This is a genomic window from Vibrio sp. LQ2 (genome assembly GCF_023920125.1).
Lineage (GTDB): Bacteria > Pseudomonadota > Gammaproteobacteria > Enterobacterales > Vibrionaceae > Vibrio > Vibrio fluvialis.
In genome coordinates this window covers 2,085,519-2,106,623 of record NZ_CP085308.1, presented here as the reverse complement: position 1 = coordinate 2,106,623, position 21,105 = coordinate 2,085,519, and the positions used below count along the sequence as shown (strand labels likewise).

Here is a 21,105-nt window from a genome sequence, read left to right as displayed (position 1 = left end):
GGCTGAGCCCGCTTTTTCCTTACTGCTTATCGCACCGTCAAATCCGATAACCGATACCAACCAGATTGTTGTTTGCCGCTATTTGCGAGGTTCAGTTGCGCTTTACCATAGCGATCTACCAACGCCAGCTCCACAAAGTAATGGCCGGCAGGTAATCGCTTTGGCAGGGTAAAACTGCTCATGGTCGAATGCTCACCCGGCAGCCATTGCAGCACATCGTTATCCGAAATCGCCAAAAACGCCGATTCGTCTGCATCGTTGATCAAACGATACGCCAGATAGTAGTGATGGTATGGCGGCGCGTTACCTTCATTGACGAATAACGTTTGAATCGTCAGAGTTGAACCGGCTGAGAGCTGCGCCTGATGCTCAAGTGTATCCACGCGCAGGCGATAGCCAATTTGACTCAGCGCATCATCCAGAAGATCCCGATATTGGTTCGGCACGGGTTGAGATTTTAGGTTTAACGTTGAGGCATGCTGGGCCACCGCCCAATCCAGACTAGCTTTGGCCTGCTCGCGGGTATAGTTTTGCGTACTCAGCCATTCAGCCATATTGCCGCAGGTTTCCAGACTGACTGGCGCGGACTGCCATGCCTGATTAAAGAGCGCATAAGTTTGCTGAGCCATTTTGAGGCGATAAGGATAGTCATCGACCATGTGACTCCAACTGTCTGAGAAATGGTGCCAGTCACCCCAGCAATCGGCGCGCCATCCTGCCCCTTTCTCCACCGCATAGGCCAGACTGTTTTCGCCGCTGATCAGCATCACTTTCGGCGTTTGTGCAAACGCAGCAAAATGCAAATCGACCAGTTTGTTCAGTTCGTCATCGCTGTAGCGCTGATGCAACGGTTCCAGCGTAGCAAAATTGCTGTTGTGCCACTCGCCCCAGGAGCCCACCATCCCAATATCGATATGGCTCAGACTCGGATTGCCATCGTAGCGCTGCCCGAGTGTATTGAGCAGTTTTTCCACATAATAGAGGTACAGATTGTCGTCCAGATCCGGCACAAAGGTTTTGCCATCTTGCGTCCAGACTCCACGGATGCCTTTATTGATCAACCAAGTGGGAATTTTACTGCCACTCCACGGCTCATCGGCCGTCATAAAGCGTAGTGCGACCATTTTAGCTGGCTGCTGCGCCTGATTAAGAGCCAGAAGACGGTCGATGGTATCAAACGCGTACTCGCCCTCTTTCGGTTCCAGATCGCTCCAGTAAAAACGGTAGTAATCCACACCTGACGCCGGATATTGATCGCTGGCCAGCGAAACGCCCCAACTGTTGTGAAAGGTTTCGACACCGACACCGGGATTCGAAATCGGCCCACTGAGCGCAGCAGGATGTACAGTGACCATCCGCTCATTGCGTGAATCCGATGTGGACGAAGAGGGCGTTTTCTTTTCCGCCTGACAGGCAGAGAGTGGCAACATCAGCAGCAAAATCCATCCGATGTGACACAGTAAGCCGCGGGAAGAACGCTTCGTGAGTGAGCTCATTGCATCAGCCCTTTAAACCAATCCCAGATACCGAGTGAGTAGTTGGGGAAAATATCGATACCCATCGCGGACTTAAGCAGATACAGCGCCAGAAATGACAAGCCCAACAGCGCGAGCAGACCCACTAATATCGCTGAGGTGACAATAAAGTTGGCCAGCTTCGATTCAGACGCCCGCAATTGAGTTCGGCGATCGCGTCCCATGAGCAAAACCAGATAGTAACGCTTGCCAAACCAAGGCAGGCTTTTGCGTACATCAACCGGATGACGATTACCCAACCCAACGCTTTTTATCGCATGCTCAATGGCCTGCTTCTGTTTGTCGGTTAACTCCTGCGCGACTTCCTGATCGAGCGCGTAGTAAAACTGAGTCACCGCTTTATGTTGATTTGCCGCTGTCACACTGTCCGTCCTACAACTTTTTGGTAAACCTGCATGGTTTGCTGGGCGATTTTATGCCAGTCATACTTTGCCAAGTATTCAGAATAGTCAACGTGCGTTTCTTCACGCAGCGCCGCCAGCTTGTGACTGAGTGCCGAGACGTCACCCACCGGGAAATAGCAATTGGCATCCAGAGCCACTTCGCTGTTGGCGGGAATATCACTGACAATGGCTGGCAACGAGAACGACATTGCTTCGAGCAGCGCGATCGGCAGTCCTTCATGATAGGAAGGCATGACAAATAATCTGGCTTGTGAGAACACGGCTTTGAGCGCATCGCCTTTCAAAAAGCCTGTCAGGATAACGCCTGGTGTGGTGCGCGCTTTCTCTTTGAGCGCCGCGCTGTATGGCGTTTCATGGTCCGTATCGCCCACCAATACCAGCGGCATGCTCAACCCGGAATCGCGGTATGCATCAATCAGATCGTGAAAACCTTTCTCTTCCACAAAACGTCCCACCGCAACCATGTAGTTCTGTGGCGTCAACTGATACTGGCTCAAGGTTGTGCTGATGATATCTGCGCTTAAAGGCACAGGCGCCAGAACACCGTTGTAAATCAAATTGGCATCAAAACGCTGATATTTTTGCTGCAGAATGCGGTTGATCACCTCTGAAATGACAATCACTTCATTGGCCCACTTCGCGGCAAATTTCTCGCCCAACATCAGCACTTTTTTAGCAAAACCGCCCCATTTCTGACGATCGTAGTCCGGCCCGTGGTGGGTAAACACCACTTTCTTACCCAGCAGACGCAGCAGCGGCACGACCAACCCCGGGCCAATCGCATGCACGTGAACCACATCGGAACCATCAAACAGGGTTGAGAAAGCGGCCAGAGTTGAATGCACAATAGCCTCAAGTGATTTTTTCTTCGGCGCCCAAATCGCTTTGGTCTGCACGCCTTCATAAGAAGAGCGTTGGTAAGGCACGTAAGGCGAACGCGCAATCACGCACACCTCGGCACCGAACTGTTTAACCAGTTGCGGGTAAAGATGCTGACAATGGGTTTCAACGCCCCCCAGCACATCGGGAATGCCCCGCGTGCCCAATACGGTAATTTTCATGTTAAGCCGCCTCACTGACGAGTTGCTGATACAAATCTAATAAACGTTGTTCGTGAGTGGTCAGCGAGTATTTATTCAGCAGTCGTTGACGTGCATGAAGTCCCATCTCAACCGCCGCCTCTTTTTGTGTGGCGAACTCGTCCATTACACTCGCCAGAGAATCCGGGTTGCCTGCCTCAAACAAGCGGCCTTCCACGCCGTCCCGCACCTGTTCCGGAATACCGCCGATATTGGCCCCGATGACAGGTTTACCATACGCCATTGCCTCCAGTACCGACATCGAGCAGTTTTCATAACACTCCGAGGGCACAATGACCGCGCTGGCCTGCTTGATCAGTGCGTGCAGGGCATCGCCGCTTTGAAAACCCAGGAAATCAATGTCGCTGTGTTCCGCTTTTAATGGCTCATACAACGGGCCGTCCCCTACCACTTTCAGTGGCATTCGCTTGTGCGACTGTTGATAAGCTGAGGCGAGTGTCGCCACACCTTTTTCCTGACTCAAACGACCAAGATAGAGAAAATAACCATCATCACGGCAACCCGTCGCATCGACGTGTTCATCAATCCCATTGACGATCACATCAATGCGGTTGTTCGGCAGTTTCTGACGAATGATATTGGCCAGAAATTCACTCGGCGACACAATCACATCCAGCGCTTGGTAGTTACCAGCCAGTGACTGATACACCGCCTCCAGCGACAATAACGCGCTCTTAAACAGTGAACCTTGCTGACAACGATAGCGACACGCATTCCACACCGAACCATGCAAGCACGCTTCGCAAGTTTGACCGTCGCGGTACATGGTATAACTCGGGCAGGCAATTTTGGTATCGTGCGCGGTGAGCACCGTTTTGCAGCCAAGAGACTTGGCGACTTTGATGATCGATGGCGTCAGCTGATGATAAATGTTGTGGAAATGCACCACATCCGGCCGCTCCTGTTCAATCAGAATGCGGATTTTCCGGCATGCTTCGCGATTGTGAATGAAATCCAGAGCCGTGCGTACGCTGCTCATCAAACCATGACCGTCGTAATAATCAACGTTCGATACGAAAAAATCCTGATACGCTGAGGCGAAATTCTTCTCATGCTGCATTGAGAAATCGACGATCACCGCTCCGGATTTCATCAGCATTTCGCGTTCCTGAAAAAAGACCGTTTCCGCGCCGCCTTTCATGAAGAAGAATTTATTGACCAACAACACTTTCATCACTCTTCTCCTCGAATGACGCGATTCTCCGGCGCTGTCGCCGGATCTTTTAACGCCGCGCCCAAACCACGAATCAGGCCTGCGGCAAACACGCTCAGGTTAATCACACTTTGCGCCGCGTCGCGCAGCGAGCGGTTTTTTACCACTTTCAGCGTAAAGAAGGCAGCCAGTGGCAGTAGCGCCAAGCCAAACCAACTCCACGGTAAAAACAGCAGCGCAAACGCCACGCCGAGCAGATAGAGCGCAAAGATCAGTTCGTTTTTCACGGTGCTGACGGCTTGAGCAAAATGCGGTTTACCCCACGATGTTTTGAGCAATTCGCCGGAAGCACACAGGTAGCGGCTTCGCCAGCGATGACGCAACAAGGCAAACGTCGACATCACATACGAGGTGTGATGGAAATACGGCACATCAAGCCTGCGCAGTTTGAAACCCGCTTGGTGCAGGCGCATCCCCAGTTCCGCTTCTTCATAAGCGTGCAGGTTGCGATTGGTCAGATAACCGATGTGATCAATCGCCGATTTGCGGTACAAACCACCGCCCGCCAGATGATGACAATCCCCCAAAGGATAAATCTGATGCAGACGTTGTTTACGTGACTTAAATTCGTAGCTCACCGCATCGTCCATCTCCACCATTCCGGCCACGCCAGCGTAGTCTTGATGGGTATGTAAAAACTCAATCCCTTTCTCAATAAAGCCAGGCGCCAGCTGCATGTCACCATCCAACAGCAGCAGAAACTCCCCCTGTGCATGCAGATAACCAAGCTGGTGCCCGACGCCACAACAGCGCTCCTCTCCATGGACCAACGACACCACCACCGCCCCAAGTTCTAGGGCTATTTTCTGGGTGTTGTCACTCGACAGGCTGTCGGCGACCAAAATTTCATGCGGATAGGCATGGAGGTTGTCACGAATACTGTGGATGGTCTTCGCAATTCCCTCTTCTTCGTTGTAAGTCTTGATAATGACGGAGACGGTAGGCATTTCACTCATAAGAACGCTCTCCCAGTGTGAGTACAGATTTGCGGATCACCAGCGCTGCACCCAGAGAAAAGAAAAACATAAACTGCATCATCGGCACCAACATCAGAATCTGGCTGTAAGGAATGCTCATCAGCCCCGCCAGACCAAACGCGATATACGCAGGCTGGTAGGCCACCAGTCGAATGTCAGCCACATCCATGTCGGAGGCATGCAGGCGAGGTTGGGGAATCGCTACCCAAATCACCATACACACCACCAACAGATACAAGAACGTGCCGATCAGGCCAATTTCCCACAACAACATGCTCATAGAGGTCGAATCCAGCAGCACATTAAACACATCGTTGAGGAAACCGGGGGCGACCGAACTTCCATGGTTGGTGGCATTCAGTCCATAACCAAACAACATGCTTGGCAGCCCGTACAAGCCGCTGTTTTTCAGCCAGAAAAAAACGGTGGTCATGCGGCCAAGTTCGCCATTTTCCATGATGAAGTTGGGGTCAAAAATGTATTCCATCGATTCGATGAAAATTTCAAACGCGCCTTTGTTGGGATCGGTACCGAACGCAGACGAATAGGATGAAGCCAGCGCAAAAACGGCGAGCAGCAGCAAAGCCACCGAACCGCCAATCATGATCAGAATAATCTTGGCGTTGTAGCGTTTCATCCCGTGCATAAAGCTCGGCACAAACCAGACAAACGCCAGCAAAATGGGCGCGATCAGGATAACGAATTTCACCTCGCCCAGAATGCACATGATGAAAGCAGCAATCACATGAAACGCGGTACTGGTTTTGCTCGCTACTCCGTGACGATACTCCGACACTTTCAGCAGCATAATGAGCAAGCAGAACAGACCCAGCGCGGCGGTATTACCACCGCCCATCGGGTCACCACCAAACGTGCCGACCACCGAGTCCCACATCTCAAACTCGCCTTTCATCGCCACGCGTTTGGGAACCACAACCAGCAGTTGATACAGCATCACGGGAAATTGAGCGTAGAAGATCCAGTACATAGCGCGAGTCAAACGATAGATCTGCGACTCACGGCAGAAGCCGAGCAACAGACAAAACAGCACCAGCGCAATCGCCAGTTCGTTTTTCAAACCGACAATGGTGACCACCACACCGTTTTGCAGCAGCGTTGAGACTGTCGCCATCGCAAAGAAGGCGACAAAGACCACGGCAATCACCCGTTCGCGGTTATCGAGTCCGAATGGCGCGTAGCGGGTTTGCAGCAGCATCAGGAGCAACATTGCACACGCCAGGACAAACGGTAGCCAGAGCACGGCGCCCACCCCGGTGAAATACTGCACCATGCCGCAGACAACCAACGTCATCCACAAATAAACCTGCATGTAGAGACCGTTATTGAGCATGGGTCTCCCCCACTGATTCGCGCATCAGGCGAGCTCGCTGATTCACTTTGAGATAGATAAAGCCGTAACGCAGCGCCGACAATACCGCAAAGGCCAACACTGACATGCCGTAGTCTGGATAGAAATAAGGCAGCACCACAAACGCTAGTACAACGGCCGCCAACTGCTCGATCTGAATGCGCAAAAAGTAGCGCGGTGAACCAAACACCAGCTCAATCACCGTCAGCGGACACACCGCTAGCGCCGGAAACAAATATGGCAGCATGTAGCGTGACGTGGGAACCGACTCAACCCATTCGCGGCTGACCCAGTGCTGGGCATAGGCAAATTCCATCACCAGCGGATAGAAGATGAACACGCCCGCAGTTGCGACTAGGCCAAGCACAAACAGCAGTTTGCGGACTTTGACAAATTCCGGGTAGTTAAAGCGCTGATGGCGAAAATCAATCGACCACTTAGAGAAAATCGAATTGCGAACCGCATTGCCGACAATCACGACAGGAGCCAAACAAAAGCGGCTGACAACCGCAAAGTAGCCCGCCGTCACAGACGAAAACCAAAAGTTGATCAGCACCATAGGTAGGTTGTTGTTGGCCATCGCCAACACTTCAGCGCTGCCCACTTTGGAAATATGGTGATGGTTGGCGCGATAAAAATGGCGGAGATTTGTCCATAAAACATGACTCCAGCGCAATTGTTTGAGCGGGGTCGAATAACACAGCCACAGGATGATTAACCCAAATGCAATCGTCGCCCACGCCCAGTAGAACCACAGCGCGGTGTGAGACAGCGCAATCATGGAAATCACCACCACCGACATCGAAATCCGTTGCAAAGCCAGCAGCGCCATTTTCTCATCGCGCATCAGCAAGTTTTCCGACACCAACACCCAAGCGTGCACTACCGTCAGCAGATAGAACAGACCAAACGGCTTATCGAACAGCACCACAACGGCCGCGGTGAAAGGCAACGCCACAATCAGGCTTTGCAGCAGGCAAAACACAATGTTCTGCACCAGCCAATCATCCGCCTGTTTCGGTAACAACAGTTGAGAGGCGAACGTGCAGACCTGCGCTCCAATCAGAACAATGCTGTAGGTGAGCGCGTAAACACCGACCTCGCCCATGCCGTAGCGATGAGAGATCAGCCACAGCGATACGGCGCCAATCACCTGCGACAGGACTGACGAACCGGCAATGGTTGAGATGCTTCTGAGCAGGCTCATGGGCTTACTCCACCGCAGCGAACGTCGTGAAACTTCCTTGCGTGATAAAGCGTTTGCTCTCCTCGCTTTGCAGATTTTCCGCATTCACCTGGTTCAGCACGCCGCCCACCACGTGAATGTTGTCACCGTGCAGCTTACGCAAATCGTTCACCATCTCCGGTGCCTGACGTTGCTCAGCACGCACCACCACCAGCACCGTATCCAAAGCTTGCGCAGCCAACTGGCTGTCTTTGCTGTCGCTCAGCGCAGGCAGATTGACGATCACGCAATCGTAGCGTTCTTTCAAATCGTGCATCAGTTCGGCATAACGCTCGTTGGCAAACAGCACCAGTGGTGACTGCTGCCATACGCCGCGCGGCAAAAAGTCACACTGGGTTGCCAGCGGCTGAATCAGAGTATCCAGTGACTGCTCCGTTTCGATCCACTGCGCCACACCGTTAGGTTCAGGTTGTGGGTGGTCAATCACGCTGAATGACAGCGCACCGCTACCACGATAATCAAGATCCACCAGCAACGTGCGTTCGTTCTGACTCCAGGCTTTAGCCAGCAGTTGTGCCAGCAATGAGGCTCCTTCCTGCACCGTGGTTGCCATTACACCCACCACACGCGCCTGTGGCGCCGCCAGCCGCACCGCCGTTTTCAGCCCGAGAATGGTTTCCATCGCATAAGGATTGGATTCGATCAGGCTGACTAACTGCTCGCGCGGTTCTTCGCCTTCAAAGCGTGGAATATCCGCCAGCGGCTTCAGTCCCAGTTTGGATTGTATCTGGCTCAGCATGTAAATTTTACGATCCAATGCGGCGCGAATGATCAGATAGAGAATGCACAGCGCGGGCGTCAGAATCGCCACCATTGCCAGCAGCAAGGCTTTGTTTGGTTTTTGCGGGCGCTCAGCTGCCGCAGCCGGGTCATACAACACCGCATCGGCTTCACGATATTGCGACGTCAGGCTTTGCTCTTTGCTGCGCAGAAATAGCTGACGATACAAATCTTCTGTTTTATCCAGATCAGTTTTCAGGCTTTCGTAGTGGTCACGTTTCGCCACCAGCGTTTTGAAATCATCTTTTTGAACTTTCGCCAGGGCTTTGTAGCGGTTCTCTTTTGCGAGATCTGTCTGGTACTGCTTGAGCAGACCTTCTTTCAGCTCCTGCAGTAATGAACGGGTTTGCGCTTCAATCGCATGAATCTGCGCTTTGGCTTCCAGTACCTTGTTGTGTTTTGGCCCGTAACGCAGTTCGAGATCCGCCAGATTGCGTTTGGCCTGAATCAGCGCAATACGCAGATCCTGCATTTGTGGATGTGCAGACACTTCCGGCATCGACGCAATATCTTCAATCGGCGCGTTCAGGTTGCGGGCAACGATTTCGTACTGCGCCTGCGACGCTAAACGGCGCTCTTTGGCATCCGCCAGTTTGTTGGTAACAATGCCCAGCTCTTCAGTTTCATAGCCATCAATCCCACGGAATGTCAGCAGTCCCTCTTTATCCAGAAACTGCTCCATTTCCTGCTTCTTCGCCGCAATCTGTTGACGCAGATCTTTCATCTGCTCTTCGTTCCAACGCTGTGCAGCTTCGGTTTTCTCGACTTTCTTATCTACGGTGTAGTCGATGAAAGCTTGCGAGACGCCATTCGCCACTCTTGCCGCTTCCTGAGGATCTTTGGATTCAAAAGAGACATACACCAACTGAGTCTGACGCACTTCGGTAAACGTGATGTTCTGACGCAGCATCTTGAGTGCTTTTTCCATGCGCTCCTGTTCAGACAGCGTCCACTCCGGATGGGATTCGCTCAGCGGCTTATCGCCGTTATAACGCGCATCTTCATCCAGTTTGAGAGTTTTGATCGCACGCTCAAGGATCACACGCGACTGCATGAGGTTGTATTGAGTGTCGTAGTAGCGACCGCGCGTTGAATCATAGCCGTCGACCTGTTGAATCGGGGTCGCATTGTCTTCTTGCGCTTTGATCAGCACCGCAGCCGTTGAGACGTATTTCGAACTGATCGACATGACCAGTGGTACGCAAGCTCCGGTGACCAGAACCGTCGCCAGAACCACTTTCCATCCATGTTTTTTAAGCGATTTCACCAGCGGCGCAAAATCAATGCTGCTTTCCATTTTCGTGCCGCTTTCTACCATTCTTACTGACATATTAGAAAAAACTCTGTTCGACGATGATGGTGTCACCGGGTTGGATAAGATGCGTTAATTCAACTTTTTTGAGCAGTTCATTGGTTGCTGAAACGCGAATGTTGATGTCTTTACGATCGGCGCGATCAGTAAAGCCGCCCGCGAGCGCCACCGCTTGCTCAACCGTTAAATGAGGCTGATATTCGTAACCATTCGGTTGCTGAACTTCACCCGTGACGTAAATTTTGCGAAATTCCGCCAGATTTACGGTCACCATCGGGTTAAGCAGGTAGTCGCCGCGCAAACGGGTTTCGATTTCCGTTTCGACTTCGGTCGGTGTTCTGCCAGCCAGCTTGACTTCACCGATGTAAGGGAAGTTCACCACACCCGCTTTGGCGATTTTCAGCTTCATCGACATATCCGGTTCGCCGTGAACGATGATGTCGATCATGTCACCGGTTCCCAGGTGATAATCTTCCACCTGCTGCGACTGAGAGTCACCGCCTGGCGCAGTGGGTTGTGGCGAGTCAGCCGCCGATACCGGCATCGCCACCAGCCAAATAAAGCTCAACCATGCAATAATTAACGCGCGCATCTAAATCTGTACCTTTAATAACAACTGAATCAAGGATTGTTCGTAACCCAAATAGCGAGTGAACGTCTCACCTGGTTGGTTTCCATACCGAATGACATCATCGGTGTTGGATGTCATGTCGCTCCACTGATAATTCAACTCAACGCGAATTGAAGGGCGGAAATCGTAACCGATGGCAACCTTGGCCACCTGCGTTTTGTCATAGCGATCATTGTTCGGGATACGGTAATCATCGGTTTGATAGCCATAATCCAGCGTGGTAGAGAAACGATCCACCCACCAATAATGTGTCCACGCGAGGCCATATTTACCTTCCAGGACATAGCCCCCTTCTTGTTCGGGATCCTTCACTTTTTGCCAGGTGTAGAGTGTAAACTCGGAATGCTTGACTGGCTTCCAGTTTGCTTCGAGATCCCAGTTAAAGCCCTTAAAATCCTCGGCATTCTCATCATTGGGAAACTCTTTGTACAACAAAGCGACATTCCCCTCGACGGTCGTTTTTCCCGTACGCTCACTTTTTAAACCGAACAGCAGATAATATTCATTGCTACGCTTATTTTCCGCTTCATCGTAGTAACGACGGTTGGTAATGAAACTATAGCGAAAACGGCTCTTGCTGCTGTACTGGTCAAACAAATCAACCACTAAACTGTCTTCCCGCCACTCTTGCTCCAGCAGGTATTCATAAAACGACGCCGATGCTTGTTCGAACGCATCGGTATCACGAAAGCGCAAAGTTTTGCTCTGTAGCATCACTTCCAACTTGCCGCGACCTTCCGGCGCGCCGTAGCTGTAGCGCAAGCTGGTATCAAGCAACGAGTTCTTCAAGCCACCTTCGCTAAAGCCAAACTGCTTGAATTCGGCGTCATCAAAGCCTTCCGACATATCCTGACCACGTTTTTCCTGACCAAAGGTTTGCGAAAGGTTAAAAGTCAGGCCGTGCATGCGTCCAAACCGCCACGCGGTATCCAGCATCATAAAATGGCGGTCGTAGTCGTCAGCGGACGAATCTTCGTAGCGTCGATATTCGCCGCTGTACATCAGCACATAACGGTCTTCGCCCCGCTCCCCGATGGCCTTCAGTGTCGGAGTCAGCGTCCAGAAATTGGAATCGATGGCCGCGTCTGAGTCACGTTGATAGGTCACGTTGTCATCGTGACCGTAGTCCACGCCGAGCTGGCTTTGAAAATCGATTCCCGCGATACCAATATGCGACTTCGGGGTTAATTCTGCGTGTGCCGCCGGAGCCAGCACCGCGATGATTAATGCACTAGTAAGCTGTCTCACTCACAAAGCCTTTGAAAACGGTCAGAAAAATAATTTTGATATCGAGCCACAAACTCCAATTCTGCATGTACTGGATGTCGTAACGAATGCGTTTGTCCATTTTGTCGACGGTCTCCGTTTCACCGCGATAACCGTTGATCTGCGCCCATCCGGTAATTCCAGGTTTAATTTTATGGCGAATCATGTAGTTATCGACAAGTTTACGGTATTGCTCGTTATGTGCGACGGCATGCGGACGTGGGCCAACAATGGACATTGAACCTTGCAATACATTGATAAACTGCGGCAGTTCATCCAGCGACGTACGGCGAATAAAGGCGCCGAACTTGGTCACGCGCGGATCATTTTTCGTCGCCTGCGTGACTACCGCGTCGTTTTCCATCACTTTCATCGAACGAAACTTCCACACTTTGATTTTTTTGCCGCCCAAACCATAACGGTCTTGCTTAAACAGCACCGGGCCTGGCGAGCTCAATTTGACCCCGATGGCCACCGCCAGCAGCACGGGTGAGATCAACAGCGCAATCATTGAGCCGATAATGATGTCTTCGACGCGTTTAACGAACTTGCCCACGCCATCAAACGGCGAACTGAAAATACTGAAGGTTTGCACCCCACCCACTTCTTTCAACTGGGAAACGCTGAGGTTGTAGGTGTAGAGATCAGGGACCAGAAAGGTATCGACCGTGCTGTCTGACAATTCATCCAGATAGTGGCGAATACGATCGCGCGCCACCATTGGCAAGGCGATATAGACTTCATCAATGCCATCCTCTTTCGCCAGTTGGATTAACGGCTCCACTTTGCCTTTCATTGGTGAGCGAATCGGATAAGGGAAACGGTTCTCATCGCGATCATCGTAAAACGCGATATCGAGATCTTGCGGACGGTGCGCACGCATCAGCGCTTGCTCAATCGTGAGGCCACCGGGCGTTAAGCCGATGATCGCCACCCGGCGTTTTTTGTTCATCGCTTTACGCACGCCACGCACTGCCGCAATGGTTGCGCAGCGCACACTGAACATCAGAGCTAACAAAATCACATACCATTGCAAAAACACCGCATTGTTCAAATTGGTGATGGTATAACCTTCTAAGTTTTTGAAGGTAAATTTCACCAGTTGCATCGCTAACGCCGCAACGACCAGCGTGTACAACAGGCGAATGAAGGAGCGGCGAATACGGCTAAAAGTGGTATGCGAATAGAGACGCAGGTATTCACCTGCCAAAAGAAACAGAACCGAAAACAGAAAAGCGGCCGTGGCGTCGATCGCGGTCTCTTTGGCGCCAATCCAACGAATAAGCACGGTCAAACTGAGATTGATGATCAGGAAATCGACGATTTTAAGTAATGTGGCGTAACCGTCGTCCGCCAATTGCAACGCTTTTCTAGAAGTCATGGATGGATCGCCTAGTCAGAGAAAATACTGCAAGCACAATCAGTAAGTTGCAGTTAAGCATAACTATAGTTGATATGTGACTGTCGTGCTCCTGCAACAAATCCTGGCGTCCATCCTCAAATCACGTTGAATAGGTTAGAAGATTCTTTGAAAGAGAAATGTCAATTTTTCGTCAGGAAACGTGTCAAAAACACTACTACTGATAACCTCAATAGTAGTGTTTTGATCTCGCGCAATTTAGTCTTCGTCAATGTCCACTAAACGCGTACTGCCGCCATGAATTTTTTCTCGCTGGCGTTGCACCAGCGCGTAAAATCCGGGAATTAAGAAGGTGCCTGCGAGTAACACACACAGCAAACCGCCCACCAGCGAAATCCCCAGCGAGTTTTGACTCACATGCCCTGCCCCTGAGGCAAAAATCAGCGGGAAGATACCCAGAATGAATGACCATGACGTCATGTTCACCGCGCGAAAACGCAGCTTACCACCATCGATCGCCGCCTGATCAATCGGCAGATTCTTCTCCTCGCGCTCCATCTTGGCAAACTCCACAATCAGGATCGCGTTCTTCGCCGCCAACGCGATGAGTAACACCAGACCAATCTGTGCGTATAGATTGAGTGCCGTTCCGGTGATAGTCAGCGCCATATAGGAACCGAGTGTGGCGACCGGCACCACCAGAATGATCGCCAGCGGAATACTCCAGCTCTCATATTGCGCCACCATGAACAGGTAGATAAAGATCAGCGCGAGCGCAAAGGCGTAAATGGCCTGATTACCAGCCAGAATTTCCTGATACGCCATTCCCGTCCATTCATATTGGTAGCCTTGCGGTAAGACCTGAGCGGCGACCCGTTCCATCGCAGCCAACGCATCACCACTGGAATAACCCGGAGCAGGCTGACCTTGAATGATGGCACTGCGGTACATGTTGTAACGCCACGCCACATCCGGCTCAAACACTTCGCTGTAGCTGACCAGGGTGCTGAGCGGAATCATATCTCCGCTCACCGAGCGCACATGAAAATGCTTCAGGTCTGCCATCGAATTACGATGTTCGCTGTCGGCTTGCATGGTCACTCGGAAGTTTTTGCCAAACATAGTGAAGTCATTGACGTACATCGAACCCAGGTTGCCTTGCAGCGTCTGGAAGATATCAGACAGTGAAATTCCCAGTTGCTTGGCTTTCTCGCGATCGATATCCACGTAATAGTGCGGCACGTTGGCGCGGAAGGTACTGAACGCATAGGCAATCTCAGGTTGCTGCATCGCAGTGCGGATGACGTCATCCATCACCATCGCCAAATCAGTGCGGCTGCGGCCGAGTGCGTCTTCCAGCACAAATTCAAAACCTGAAGCGGCACCCATACCTGGTACGGCCGGCGGACCCATCGCAAACACGATCGCCTGCGGCAGCGTTTGTGCAGCGCGGCCATTGATGCGCATTGCAATCGCATTGGCAGAGTGATCTCCCGCCAGTGCACGTCGCGTTTCCCAGTCATGCAGTTTAATAAACAATGAAGCGCCGTTTGAAGCCGCCGCCCCCGTCATAAACGAGTAACCGTTGGCAACCGTGACACCATCAACGCCCGGCTCTTTCTCCACCATCGCCATCAGTTGTGTGGTGGTTTCTTCAGTACGCGACAGCGATGCCGAGTCCGGTAGCTGAACGTTGACCAGCAGAATACCTTTGTCTTCCTGCGGTACAAAGGCCGTTGAAGTGTTGTTCGCCATCCAGCTGACAGCACTGACCGCCAGCACAAAGAACATCACCAGCATCAGACTTTTCTTAACCAGGATCCCGGCAATCTGACCGTAACGATGAGTGACTTTTTCCAGCCCACGGTTAAAGGCTTTAAACCAACGAGCCGTATTGTCACCGCCCTGTTTCAGCACCAGTGAACACAGTGCCGGAGAAAGCGTTAAGGCATTGATAGAAGAGATCACCACCGAAATACAAATGGTCAGCGCAAACTGTCGATACATGATGCCGGTGATGCCCGGCAGCATCGCGACAGGCAGGAATACCGCCAACAGCACCAGTGTTGAGGTAATGATGGGCCCCGTGACTTCTTTCATCGCCATCAACGTTGCTTTACGCGGGCTGAGCGTCGGATCCTTCGCCATGGTGGTATCAACGTTCTCGATCACCAGAATCGCGTCATCCACCACGATACCAATCGCCAGAATCAGGCCAAACAGCGTCACCGTGTTGATGGTAAAGCCTGTCATCAGCATCACGGCAAACGTGCCAATCAGCGAAACCGGAATCGCCACCACAGGAATCAGCGTCGAGCGGAAACTGCCCAGGAACAGATACGTCACAGCAATCACCAGCAGAATCGCTTCCACCAGCGTTTTCACCACACCTTTGATCGATTCGGCAACAAACAGTGTCGTGTCATAGCTGGTCTCGTAAACCATATCCTGCGGGAAGTTGGTGCTGAGATTGTCCAGCATATCCATCACCGCCTGACCGCTCTCGAGCGCATTCGCATCCGATTGTAGCGACAGAGCCACAATTGAGGCGTCGCGGCCACGGAATTTACCGTTCCCATCGTAGAACTTTTTACCCAATTCCAGACGTGCCACGTCTTTCAGGTAGACACTGGAACCGTCGTTATTGGCACGCAGTACCACGTTCTCAAATTCTTGAACGGATTCGAGCCGGCCTTTGGTCACCAGGTTAAACTGCACGTCCTGAGCCGCGTGGTATGGCGCAGCACCAATACGGCCAGCCGCCACCTGCACGTTCTGTTCAGCCAGCGCGGCATATATATCCGTGGTGGTCAGTTTCAGGCTGGCCATCTTCTTCGGATCCAGCCACACACGCATCGCATATTCACCGCCACCAATCACGTTCACTTCACTGATGCCTTTAACGCGCGCCAGCTGATCTTTGACGTTTAGGTTGATGTAGTTGGTCAGGAACTGATCGTCATAGCGCCCGTCTGGCGAATAGAAATTGAGCACCATCAGAATATCCGGCGAACGCTTTTTCACCGTCACCCCAACCATGCGAACTTCTTGCGGCAGCTTGGATTCAATCTGCGCCACGCGGTTTTGTACGTTGACCTGTGCCATATCCGGATCGGTGCCGACATCAAATGTCACCGTCAGGTTGTAAGAACCGTCATTGGCACTTTTCGACGACATGTAGATCATGTTTTCAACGCCGTTGACCGAAGTTTCTATCGGATCCGCAACCGCTTGTTCGACAACCTCAGCGCTTGCGCCAGTATAAAAAGCGGTCACACTCACTGAAGGTGGGCTGATTTTGGGATATTCCGCCACCGGCAGGACAGACAAAGCGATGGCGCCCGCCAGTGTCAGAATGATGGAGATCACCAGCGCGAATTTGGGGCGCTGAATAAAGAAACGACTGAGCATAACGTCCCCTTACTCTTGTGTAGCGGCTTGCGGGCGCACGGTCAGACCATTGCGCACGCGTTGCAGACCTTGCGTAATGATCACATCCTCGGTACTCAGCCCTTCCAGAATGACCACTCCCTGCGGCAGTTGCGTGCCCAGTTCGACATTGCGGCGTTCGGCAATATCACCGTCGGTCAGCACCATCACATAGTGACCTTCCAGATCCATCTGCACCGCTTTACGTGGCACGACCACCACATCGCTTGCTTGTTTACTGCGTAGCATCACTTTGACATGCTGACCGGGTAACAGACGATGCTCCGGGTTCGGCACCAGTGCGCGCATCGCAATTGTCCCGGTGTTGACGTCAATGCGGTTACTGAGAAAATCGAGCTTGCCCAGTTGCGGGTACGCCTCGCCATTTTCGAGAATAATTTGTACTTCAACCCCGTTCGCTTCGCTGCTGCCATCACCTTTGACTTTGTCGATATCAAACGTCAGGCGTTCACGTTCGCTGACGCTGAAACGGGTATGAATTGGATCGAGGCTGACCAGCGTTGTCAGCACGCCGGTCGACGGTGACAACAAATCCCCCTGACTGACCTTACTGCTGCTGATACGGCCGGTAAATGGCGCGCGAATTTCGGTATAGGAGAGACTGACCTGAGCCAGATTCAGCTGTGCCTTTGCGGCTTCCACCGCCGCTTCTGCGCCAAGCAGATTGGCGTTCAACGTATCAAATTCGGATTGAGAAATGCTGCCACGCGGCAAAAGCGTTTGTGCACGTTTGAAATCCATATCGGCCTTTTTTAACCCGGCCTGAGCCTGCGCCAAGGAGGCTTTGGCACTGGCGACCTGAGCCAAAAATGAAGAGGGTTCGATGCTGTACAGCAACTGACCTTGTTGGACAATCTGCCCTTCTGCAAAGTGGCGCGCTTGCAAATAACCGGTTACCTGAGCGGTGATGGCAGTATCTTCCATCGCTTCAGCGCGGCCTATGTAGGTGGTACTCGGCTGATAGGCCAATACTTCCACAGGCTTGGTCACCACCAATGGCGAATTCGCCTGAGCAGCCTTGTGGTTCGAGTCCTGACAACCGGTCAAAAGGATAACCGCCGTCATGGCAGTAAAGAGTGTGCGTTTTTTCATGACAAACCATTTCATCGATCTTGATGGGTGCAATCTATGGAATCGCTTGTGAAGAAATGTCCGAGAATTATCAGGGAAGTCAGGGCAATTGTATCAGACTGTAAGTTCTGCAAACGGTGTGTAAAAGACAATAAAAAGGAGCGATGTACGCTCCTTTTTTAATAACCTGCTTGTATTATTCCGCCGCGTTGTGGCGTTTGCAGTGCTCAATTGCATTTTCAAGCAATTGCAATGCGGTGTGGTCACTGGCTGGCAAGGCAGCGTCGCTGGTCGCCACTGGTGTGACACGCTCACCCCACTTGATGTGGCCTGCCCCCCAGGTTAAACCCGCGCCGAACGCCGCCAGCAGCAAGTTGTCGCCCGGTTTCACTTTGCCTTGCTCCAACGCTTCACACAGCGCGATAGGCACTGTCGCAGCAGAGGTATTACCGTAATTCTGAATATTCACAAACGCTTTGCTTTGATCGATACCTGACAGGTCACACAGCGTTTGAATAATGCGGATGTTGGCCTGATGCGGGATCACCACATCAATGTCATCTTTGCTCAGACCACTGCGCGCCAGCACTTGCTGCGCTGCTGCGCCCATGCCTTTCACCGCACGTTTAAAGATCTCTTTGCCGACAAAATCAAACGACCAGTAACCGTTCTCTTCATCAAAACGATCCATCGCGGTACCAAATTTCGGCACCGCCAGAATATCGCGTCCAGCCGCATCACAGCCGATTTGCGCATCCTGTAGCCCCACCTGAGCTTCCGTGCGGCTCAATACTGCGGCACCTGCGCCATCACCGAACAGCACAGCGGTATCGCGTTTCGTCCAGTCAAGGTAGAACGAAAGGCGCTCAGCACCGATTACCAGCGCGTGGCGGTAGTTGCTTGCCTGAATCAGGCGGGTCGCGGTTTCCAGACCGTAAACAAAGCCGGTACAGGCAGCATTGAGGTCAAACGCCGCAGCCGCCGTAATCCCTAAGTTCTGCTGAACTTTAGAGGCAATATTTGGGATCAGGGAATCGGGTGAGCAGGTGGCCACAATGATGAGGTCGATGTCATTGGCGTCAAGGCCAGCACAAGCCAGCGCGTGTTTTGCAGCCACGGTAGCAAGATCAGAGGTGTTGACGTGACTGATACGGCGATTTTCAATCCCGGTACGAGTGCGAATCCACTCGTCATTGGTGTCAAGAAACGTACCCAGATCGTCATTGGAGAGCGTCGCTGGTGGCAGGCATTTGCCCCAACCAGTAATTTCGGCATAAAACTTGGTCATTGTAATCCTGTTTTTTTGTTGTCGTTATCTATTGTAATCGCGCAACCTGCCCCCACATTTCGCTGTAGAGAGAGCGATAATAAGCAGGCGAACTGCGACCTTTACAGCATCACGCGGTGAGGAAACCGACAGTTCAACGAACGTTTATATTACGCAATGGCCGAAATTATACGCTGATTTGTCCCTTAACGTTAAGGGGTATGCCCCACAACTTGCCTATGCACATCCGCACAGCGTAAGAAAGTGAGCCTAACCCAGCGCCAGATTGAGAGAAAGTGATGACCACATTTAACACCCGCTGCCCGTCATGCCACGGGCTAAACCGTGTACCGACCGAACGAATCTCCGAAAGCCCGAACTGCGGTAAATGCCAGGCATCTCTTTTAGACGGAGCACCGATAGAAGGAACGGACGCGAACTTTGAGGCATTGTTGCAAAGCACTCAACCTGTAGTGGTCGATTTCTGGGCCCCGTGGTGTAATCCCTGCGTCGGCTTTGCGCCTATTTTCAGTGATGTGGCGGAAGAGCGTAAAGGCCAGGTTCGCTTCGTGAAAATCGATACCGAAAGTCAGCAGAATCTGGCAGCAAAATTTCAGATTCGCAGCATTCCAACCATTATGGTGTTCAAAAACGGTCAAAGAGTGGATGTGATCAATGGCGCGCTGCCAAAATCCCAGTTCGATCAATGGCTCAACCAAGCGTTAAATAAGTAAGCCTGTCATAAAAACAGACAATAAAGTTGGTATTATTTGCTGGATTATGCCAACTTAACCCCTCATTTCACTGCTTAGCCGATTGATAAATTTTGTTAATCGTCAAGACCATAATTTTTCGTTTTACCTTTCCATTCTTTAGTTCCATATTCGCGGCGAATTTCCCCCTGTTCTGCATCTAATTTCGAGGCTACGCCGTGAGTACGTCCGCTGTTCCTGCGCAACGCATTTCAGTGCCAGTTATTGCTTTGGCGCTGTACGCGATCGCGTCTGGCTATCTGATGAGCCTGATCCCGCTCATGCTTTCTCATTATGGACTAGAAGAATCGTTGGCCAGTTGGCTGGCGAGTGTGTTCTATGCAGGTTTACTGCTGGGCGCGATGATCATGGAACCGTTCGTTAACCGTCTGGGTCACCGGATGGCATTTATTTGGTGTTTAGCCATTCTGCTACTGTCGATTATTGCGCTGCCATCACTGCCTTACGCCTCGGCGTGGCTGATCACGCGCTTTATTGCGGGTGTTGCTGTTGCGGGTGTTTTTGTGGTGGTGGAATCTTGGCTGCTACACGGAGATGAAACCGGCCGGGCGAAACGTCTGGGTATTTACATGGCGTCACTGTACGGCGGCACTGCTGTCGGTCAACTGGGCATTGGCGTGCTCGGTGTTTCAGGTGGCGTACCATTTATTGCCATCACTACCCTACTGCTACTGGCTTCTGTTGTGCTGATTTACGGCGAATCGGATCAGCCGCCATCGCAACACTCTGAAAGTTTGTCGTGGAAGCAGATGGCCAAACTGAGCCATGCGGCCATTATCGGTTGCTTGGTATCTGGCCTGACGCTGGGCGCGATTTACGGCCTGATGCCAGTAGAACTTTCGACTCGCGGTATCAGCAATACCCATATCGGCACCTTGATGGCGTTGGTTATTCTGGGCGCGATGGCGGTACAACCTATGGTGCCTTGGCTGTCTAAATTTATGGGTCGTAAGCTGCTGATGGCGATGTTCTGCTTGATTGGCGCAGGCGCAACCGCGATGCCGCTGATTTACTCCGGCATTAACATGCTGGCAGCGGGCCTGTTTGTGCTTGGCATGGCGACATTCGCCATTTACCCTATTGCGATTAACCTTGGCTGCGACAAACTGGACGCAAGTTACATTGTGTCTGCCACGCAAGTCATGCTGTTCAGTTACAGCATCGGGTCCGTCGCAGGCCCGGTTTTGGCTGACTGGTTTATGCAAGGCACGCAAGGCCTGTTGGGCTACCTGTTTGTGACGCTGCTGGCGACGTGTATCTACATGTTGCTGTCGAGCGTAAAAACCAAACGCGAATGGGTGGCGGGCGAATAACGCCAACGCATCGAATACGGAAAAGGCAAGCTTCGGCT

The 21,105-nt window shown here is 51.9% G+C and carries 16 protein-coding genes; 2 read left to right on the top strand and 14 right to left on the bottom strand.

Annotated elements, in window-relative coordinates; translation table 11 throughout:
* Positions 1-26 precede the first annotated feature (26 nt).
* From LGV68_RS09855 to LGV68_RS09790, 14 genes are all read right to left on the bottom strand, one after another.
* Positions 27-1,430 carry a DUF4832 domain-containing protein gene (locus tag LGV68_RS09855; protein ID WP_354668707.1) on the bottom strand — a complete coding sequence of 468 codons (1,404 nt, stop codon included), beginning with the start codon at positions 1,428-1,430 and terminating at the stop codon, positions 27-29.
* 62 nt (positions 1,431-1,492) lie between these two features.
* Complete coding sequence (locus LGV68_RS09850) at positions 1,493-1,897, bottom strand: hypothetical protein (RefSeq protein WP_252536661.1); 405 nt, start codon at positions 1,895-1,897, stop codon at positions 1,493-1,495.
* On the bottom strand, positions 1,894-3,000 hold the full coding sequence (locus LGV68_RS09845; protein ID WP_252536659.1) for a glycosyltransferase family 4 protein: 1,107 nt from the start codon (positions 2,998-3,000) through the stop codon (positions 1,894-1,896). Before LGV68_RS09845 ends, LGV68_RS09850 begins: the two co-directional genes overlap by 4 nt.
* A gap of 1 nt (position 3,001) precedes the next feature.
* Positions 3,002-4,213 (bottom strand): glycosyltransferase family 4 protein, encoded by a 1,212-nt coding sequence (locus LGV68_RS09840; RefSeq protein WP_252536657.1) that lies wholly within the window; start codon positions 4,211-4,213, stop codon positions 3,002-3,004.
* Positions 4,213-5,208: a glycosyltransferase gene (locus LGV68_RS09835; protein ID WP_075989310.1), complete on the bottom strand. Its 996-nt coding sequence runs from the start codon at positions 5,206-5,208 to the stop codon at positions 4,213-4,215. Before LGV68_RS09835 ends, LGV68_RS09840 begins: the two co-directional genes overlap by 1 nt.
* Positions 5,201-6,580, bottom strand: a complete 1,380-nt coding sequence (locus LGV68_RS09830) for a hypothetical protein (protein WP_055452977.1) — start codon at positions 6,578-6,580, stop codon at positions 5,201-5,203. The genes LGV68_RS09835 and LGV68_RS09830 overlap by 8 nt, the downstream gene beginning before the upstream one ends.
* Positions 6,570-7,805 carry a capsular biosynthesis protein gene (locus LGV68_RS09825; protein ID WP_222792982.1) on the bottom strand — a complete coding sequence of 412 codons (1,236 nt, stop codon included), beginning with the start codon at positions 7,803-7,805 and terminating at the stop codon, positions 6,570-6,572. The genes LGV68_RS09830 and LGV68_RS09825 overlap by 11 nt, the downstream gene beginning before the upstream one ends.
* Positions 7,806-7,809: 4 nt before the next feature.
* Complete coding sequence (locus LGV68_RS09820; RefSeq protein WP_222808587.1) at positions 7,810-9,954, bottom strand: polysaccharide biosynthesis tyrosine autokinase; 2,145 nt, start codon at positions 9,952-9,954, stop codon at positions 7,810-7,812.
* Position 9,955: 1 nt separating this feature from the next.
* A complete protein-coding gene (locus LGV68_RS09815) occupies positions 9,956-10,528 on the bottom strand; it encodes a polysaccharide biosynthesis/export family protein (protein WP_143682500.1) in 573 nt (190 codons plus the stop codon).
* Positions 10,529-11,815 carry an outer membrane beta-barrel protein gene (locus LGV68_RS09810; protein ID WP_020329221.1) on the bottom strand — a complete coding sequence of 429 codons (1,287 nt, stop codon included), beginning with the start codon at positions 11,813-11,815 and terminating at the stop codon, positions 10,529-10,531.
* The gene (locus LGV68_RS09805; protein ID WP_024375507.1) at positions 11,799-13,214 is read right to left on the bottom strand and encodes an undecaprenyl-phosphate glucose phosphotransferase; all 1,416 of its coding nucleotides are present in this window, start codon (positions 13,212-13,214) and stop codon (positions 11,799-11,801) included. The genes LGV68_RS09810 and LGV68_RS09805 overlap by 17 nt, the downstream gene beginning before the upstream one ends.
* Positions 13,215-13,451: 237 nt before the next feature.
* Entirely contained in the window at positions 13,452-16,604 is a 3,153-nt protein-coding gene (locus tag LGV68_RS09800; protein WP_252536655.1) for a multidrug efflux RND transporter permease subunit, read from the bottom strand.
* A gap of 9 nt (positions 16,605-16,613) precedes the next feature.
* On the bottom strand, positions 16,614-17,735 hold the full coding sequence (locus tag LGV68_RS09795; RefSeq protein ID WP_252536653.1) for an efflux RND transporter periplasmic adaptor subunit: 1,122 nt from the start codon (positions 17,733-17,735) through the stop codon (positions 16,614-16,616).
* A 175-nt stretch (positions 17,736-17,910) separates the two neighbouring features.
* The gene (locus LGV68_RS09790) at positions 17,911-19,002 is read right to left on the bottom strand and encodes a ketoacyl-ACP synthase III (protein ID WP_055452971.1); all 1,092 of its coding nucleotides are present in this window, start codon (positions 19,000-19,002) and stop codon (positions 17,911-17,913) included.
* 278 nt (positions 19,003-19,280) lie between these two features.
* Between LGV68_RS09790 and trxC the strand changes: the two genes are divergently transcribed.
* Both trxC and LGV68_RS09780 read left to right on the top strand, forming a co-directional pair.
* Positions 19,281-19,715 (top strand): thioredoxin TrxC, encoded by a 435-nt coding sequence (gene trxC / locus LGV68_RS09785; RefSeq protein WP_020329216.1) that lies wholly within the window; start codon positions 19,281-19,283, stop codon positions 19,713-19,715.
* A 197-nt stretch (positions 19,716-19,912) separates the two neighbouring features.
* Complete coding sequence (locus LGV68_RS09780; protein ID WP_020329215.1) at positions 19,913-21,067, top strand: MFS transporter; 1,155 nt, start codon at positions 19,913-19,915, stop codon at positions 21,065-21,067.
* Positions 21,068-21,105 lie beyond the last annotated feature (38 nt).

Coding starts and splice junctions, on each gene's coding strand:
- trxC (WP_020329216.1), top strand. CDS start 19,281: ATGACCACATTTAACACCCGCTGCCCGTCATGCCACGGGCTAAACCGT.
- LGV68_RS09835 (WP_075989310.1), bottom strand. CDS start 5,208: ATGAGTGAAATGCCTACCGTCTCCGTCATTATCAAGACTTACAACGAA.
- LGV68_RS09825 (WP_222792982.1), bottom strand. CDS start 7,805: ATGAGCCTGCTCAGAAGCATCTCAACCATTGCCGGTTCGTCAGTCCTG.
- LGV68_RS09795 (WP_252536653.1), bottom strand. CDS start 17,735: ATGAAAAAACGCACACTCTTTACTGCCATGACGGCGGTTATCCTTTTG.
- LGV68_RS09845 (WP_252536659.1), bottom strand. CDS start 3,000: ATGAAAATTACCGTATTGGGCACGCGGGGCATTCCCGATGTGCTGGGG.
- LGV68_RS09800 (WP_252536655.1), bottom strand. CDS start 16,604: ATGCTCAGTCGTTTCTTTATTCAGCGCCCCAAATTCGCGCTGGTGATC.
- LGV68_RS09840 (WP_252536657.1), bottom strand. CDS start 4,213: ATGAAAGTGTTGTTGGTCAATAAATTCTTCTTCATGAAAGGCGGCGCG.
- LGV68_RS09855 (WP_354668707.1), bottom strand. CDS start 1,430: ATGTTGCCACTCTCTGCCTGTCAGGCGGAAAAGAAAACGCCCTCTTCG.
- LGV68_RS09820 (WP_222808587.1), bottom strand. CDS start 9,954: ATGTCAGTAAGAATGGTAGAAAGCGGCACGAAAATGGAAAGCAGCATT.
- LGV68_RS09790 (WP_055452971.1), bottom strand. CDS start 19,002: ATGACCAAGTTTTATGCCGAAATTACTGGTTGGGGCAAATGCCTGCCA.
- LGV68_RS09805 (WP_024375507.1), bottom strand. CDS start 13,214: ATGACTTCTAGAAAAGCGTTGCAATTGGCGGACGACGGTTACGCCACA.
- LGV68_RS09815 (WP_143682500.1), bottom strand. CDS start 10,528: ATGCGCGCGTTAATTATTGCATGGTTGAGCTTTATTTGGCTGGTGGCG.
- LGV68_RS09830 (WP_055452977.1), bottom strand. CDS start 6,580: ATGCTCAATAACGGTCTCTACATGCAGGTTTATTTGTGGATGACGTTG.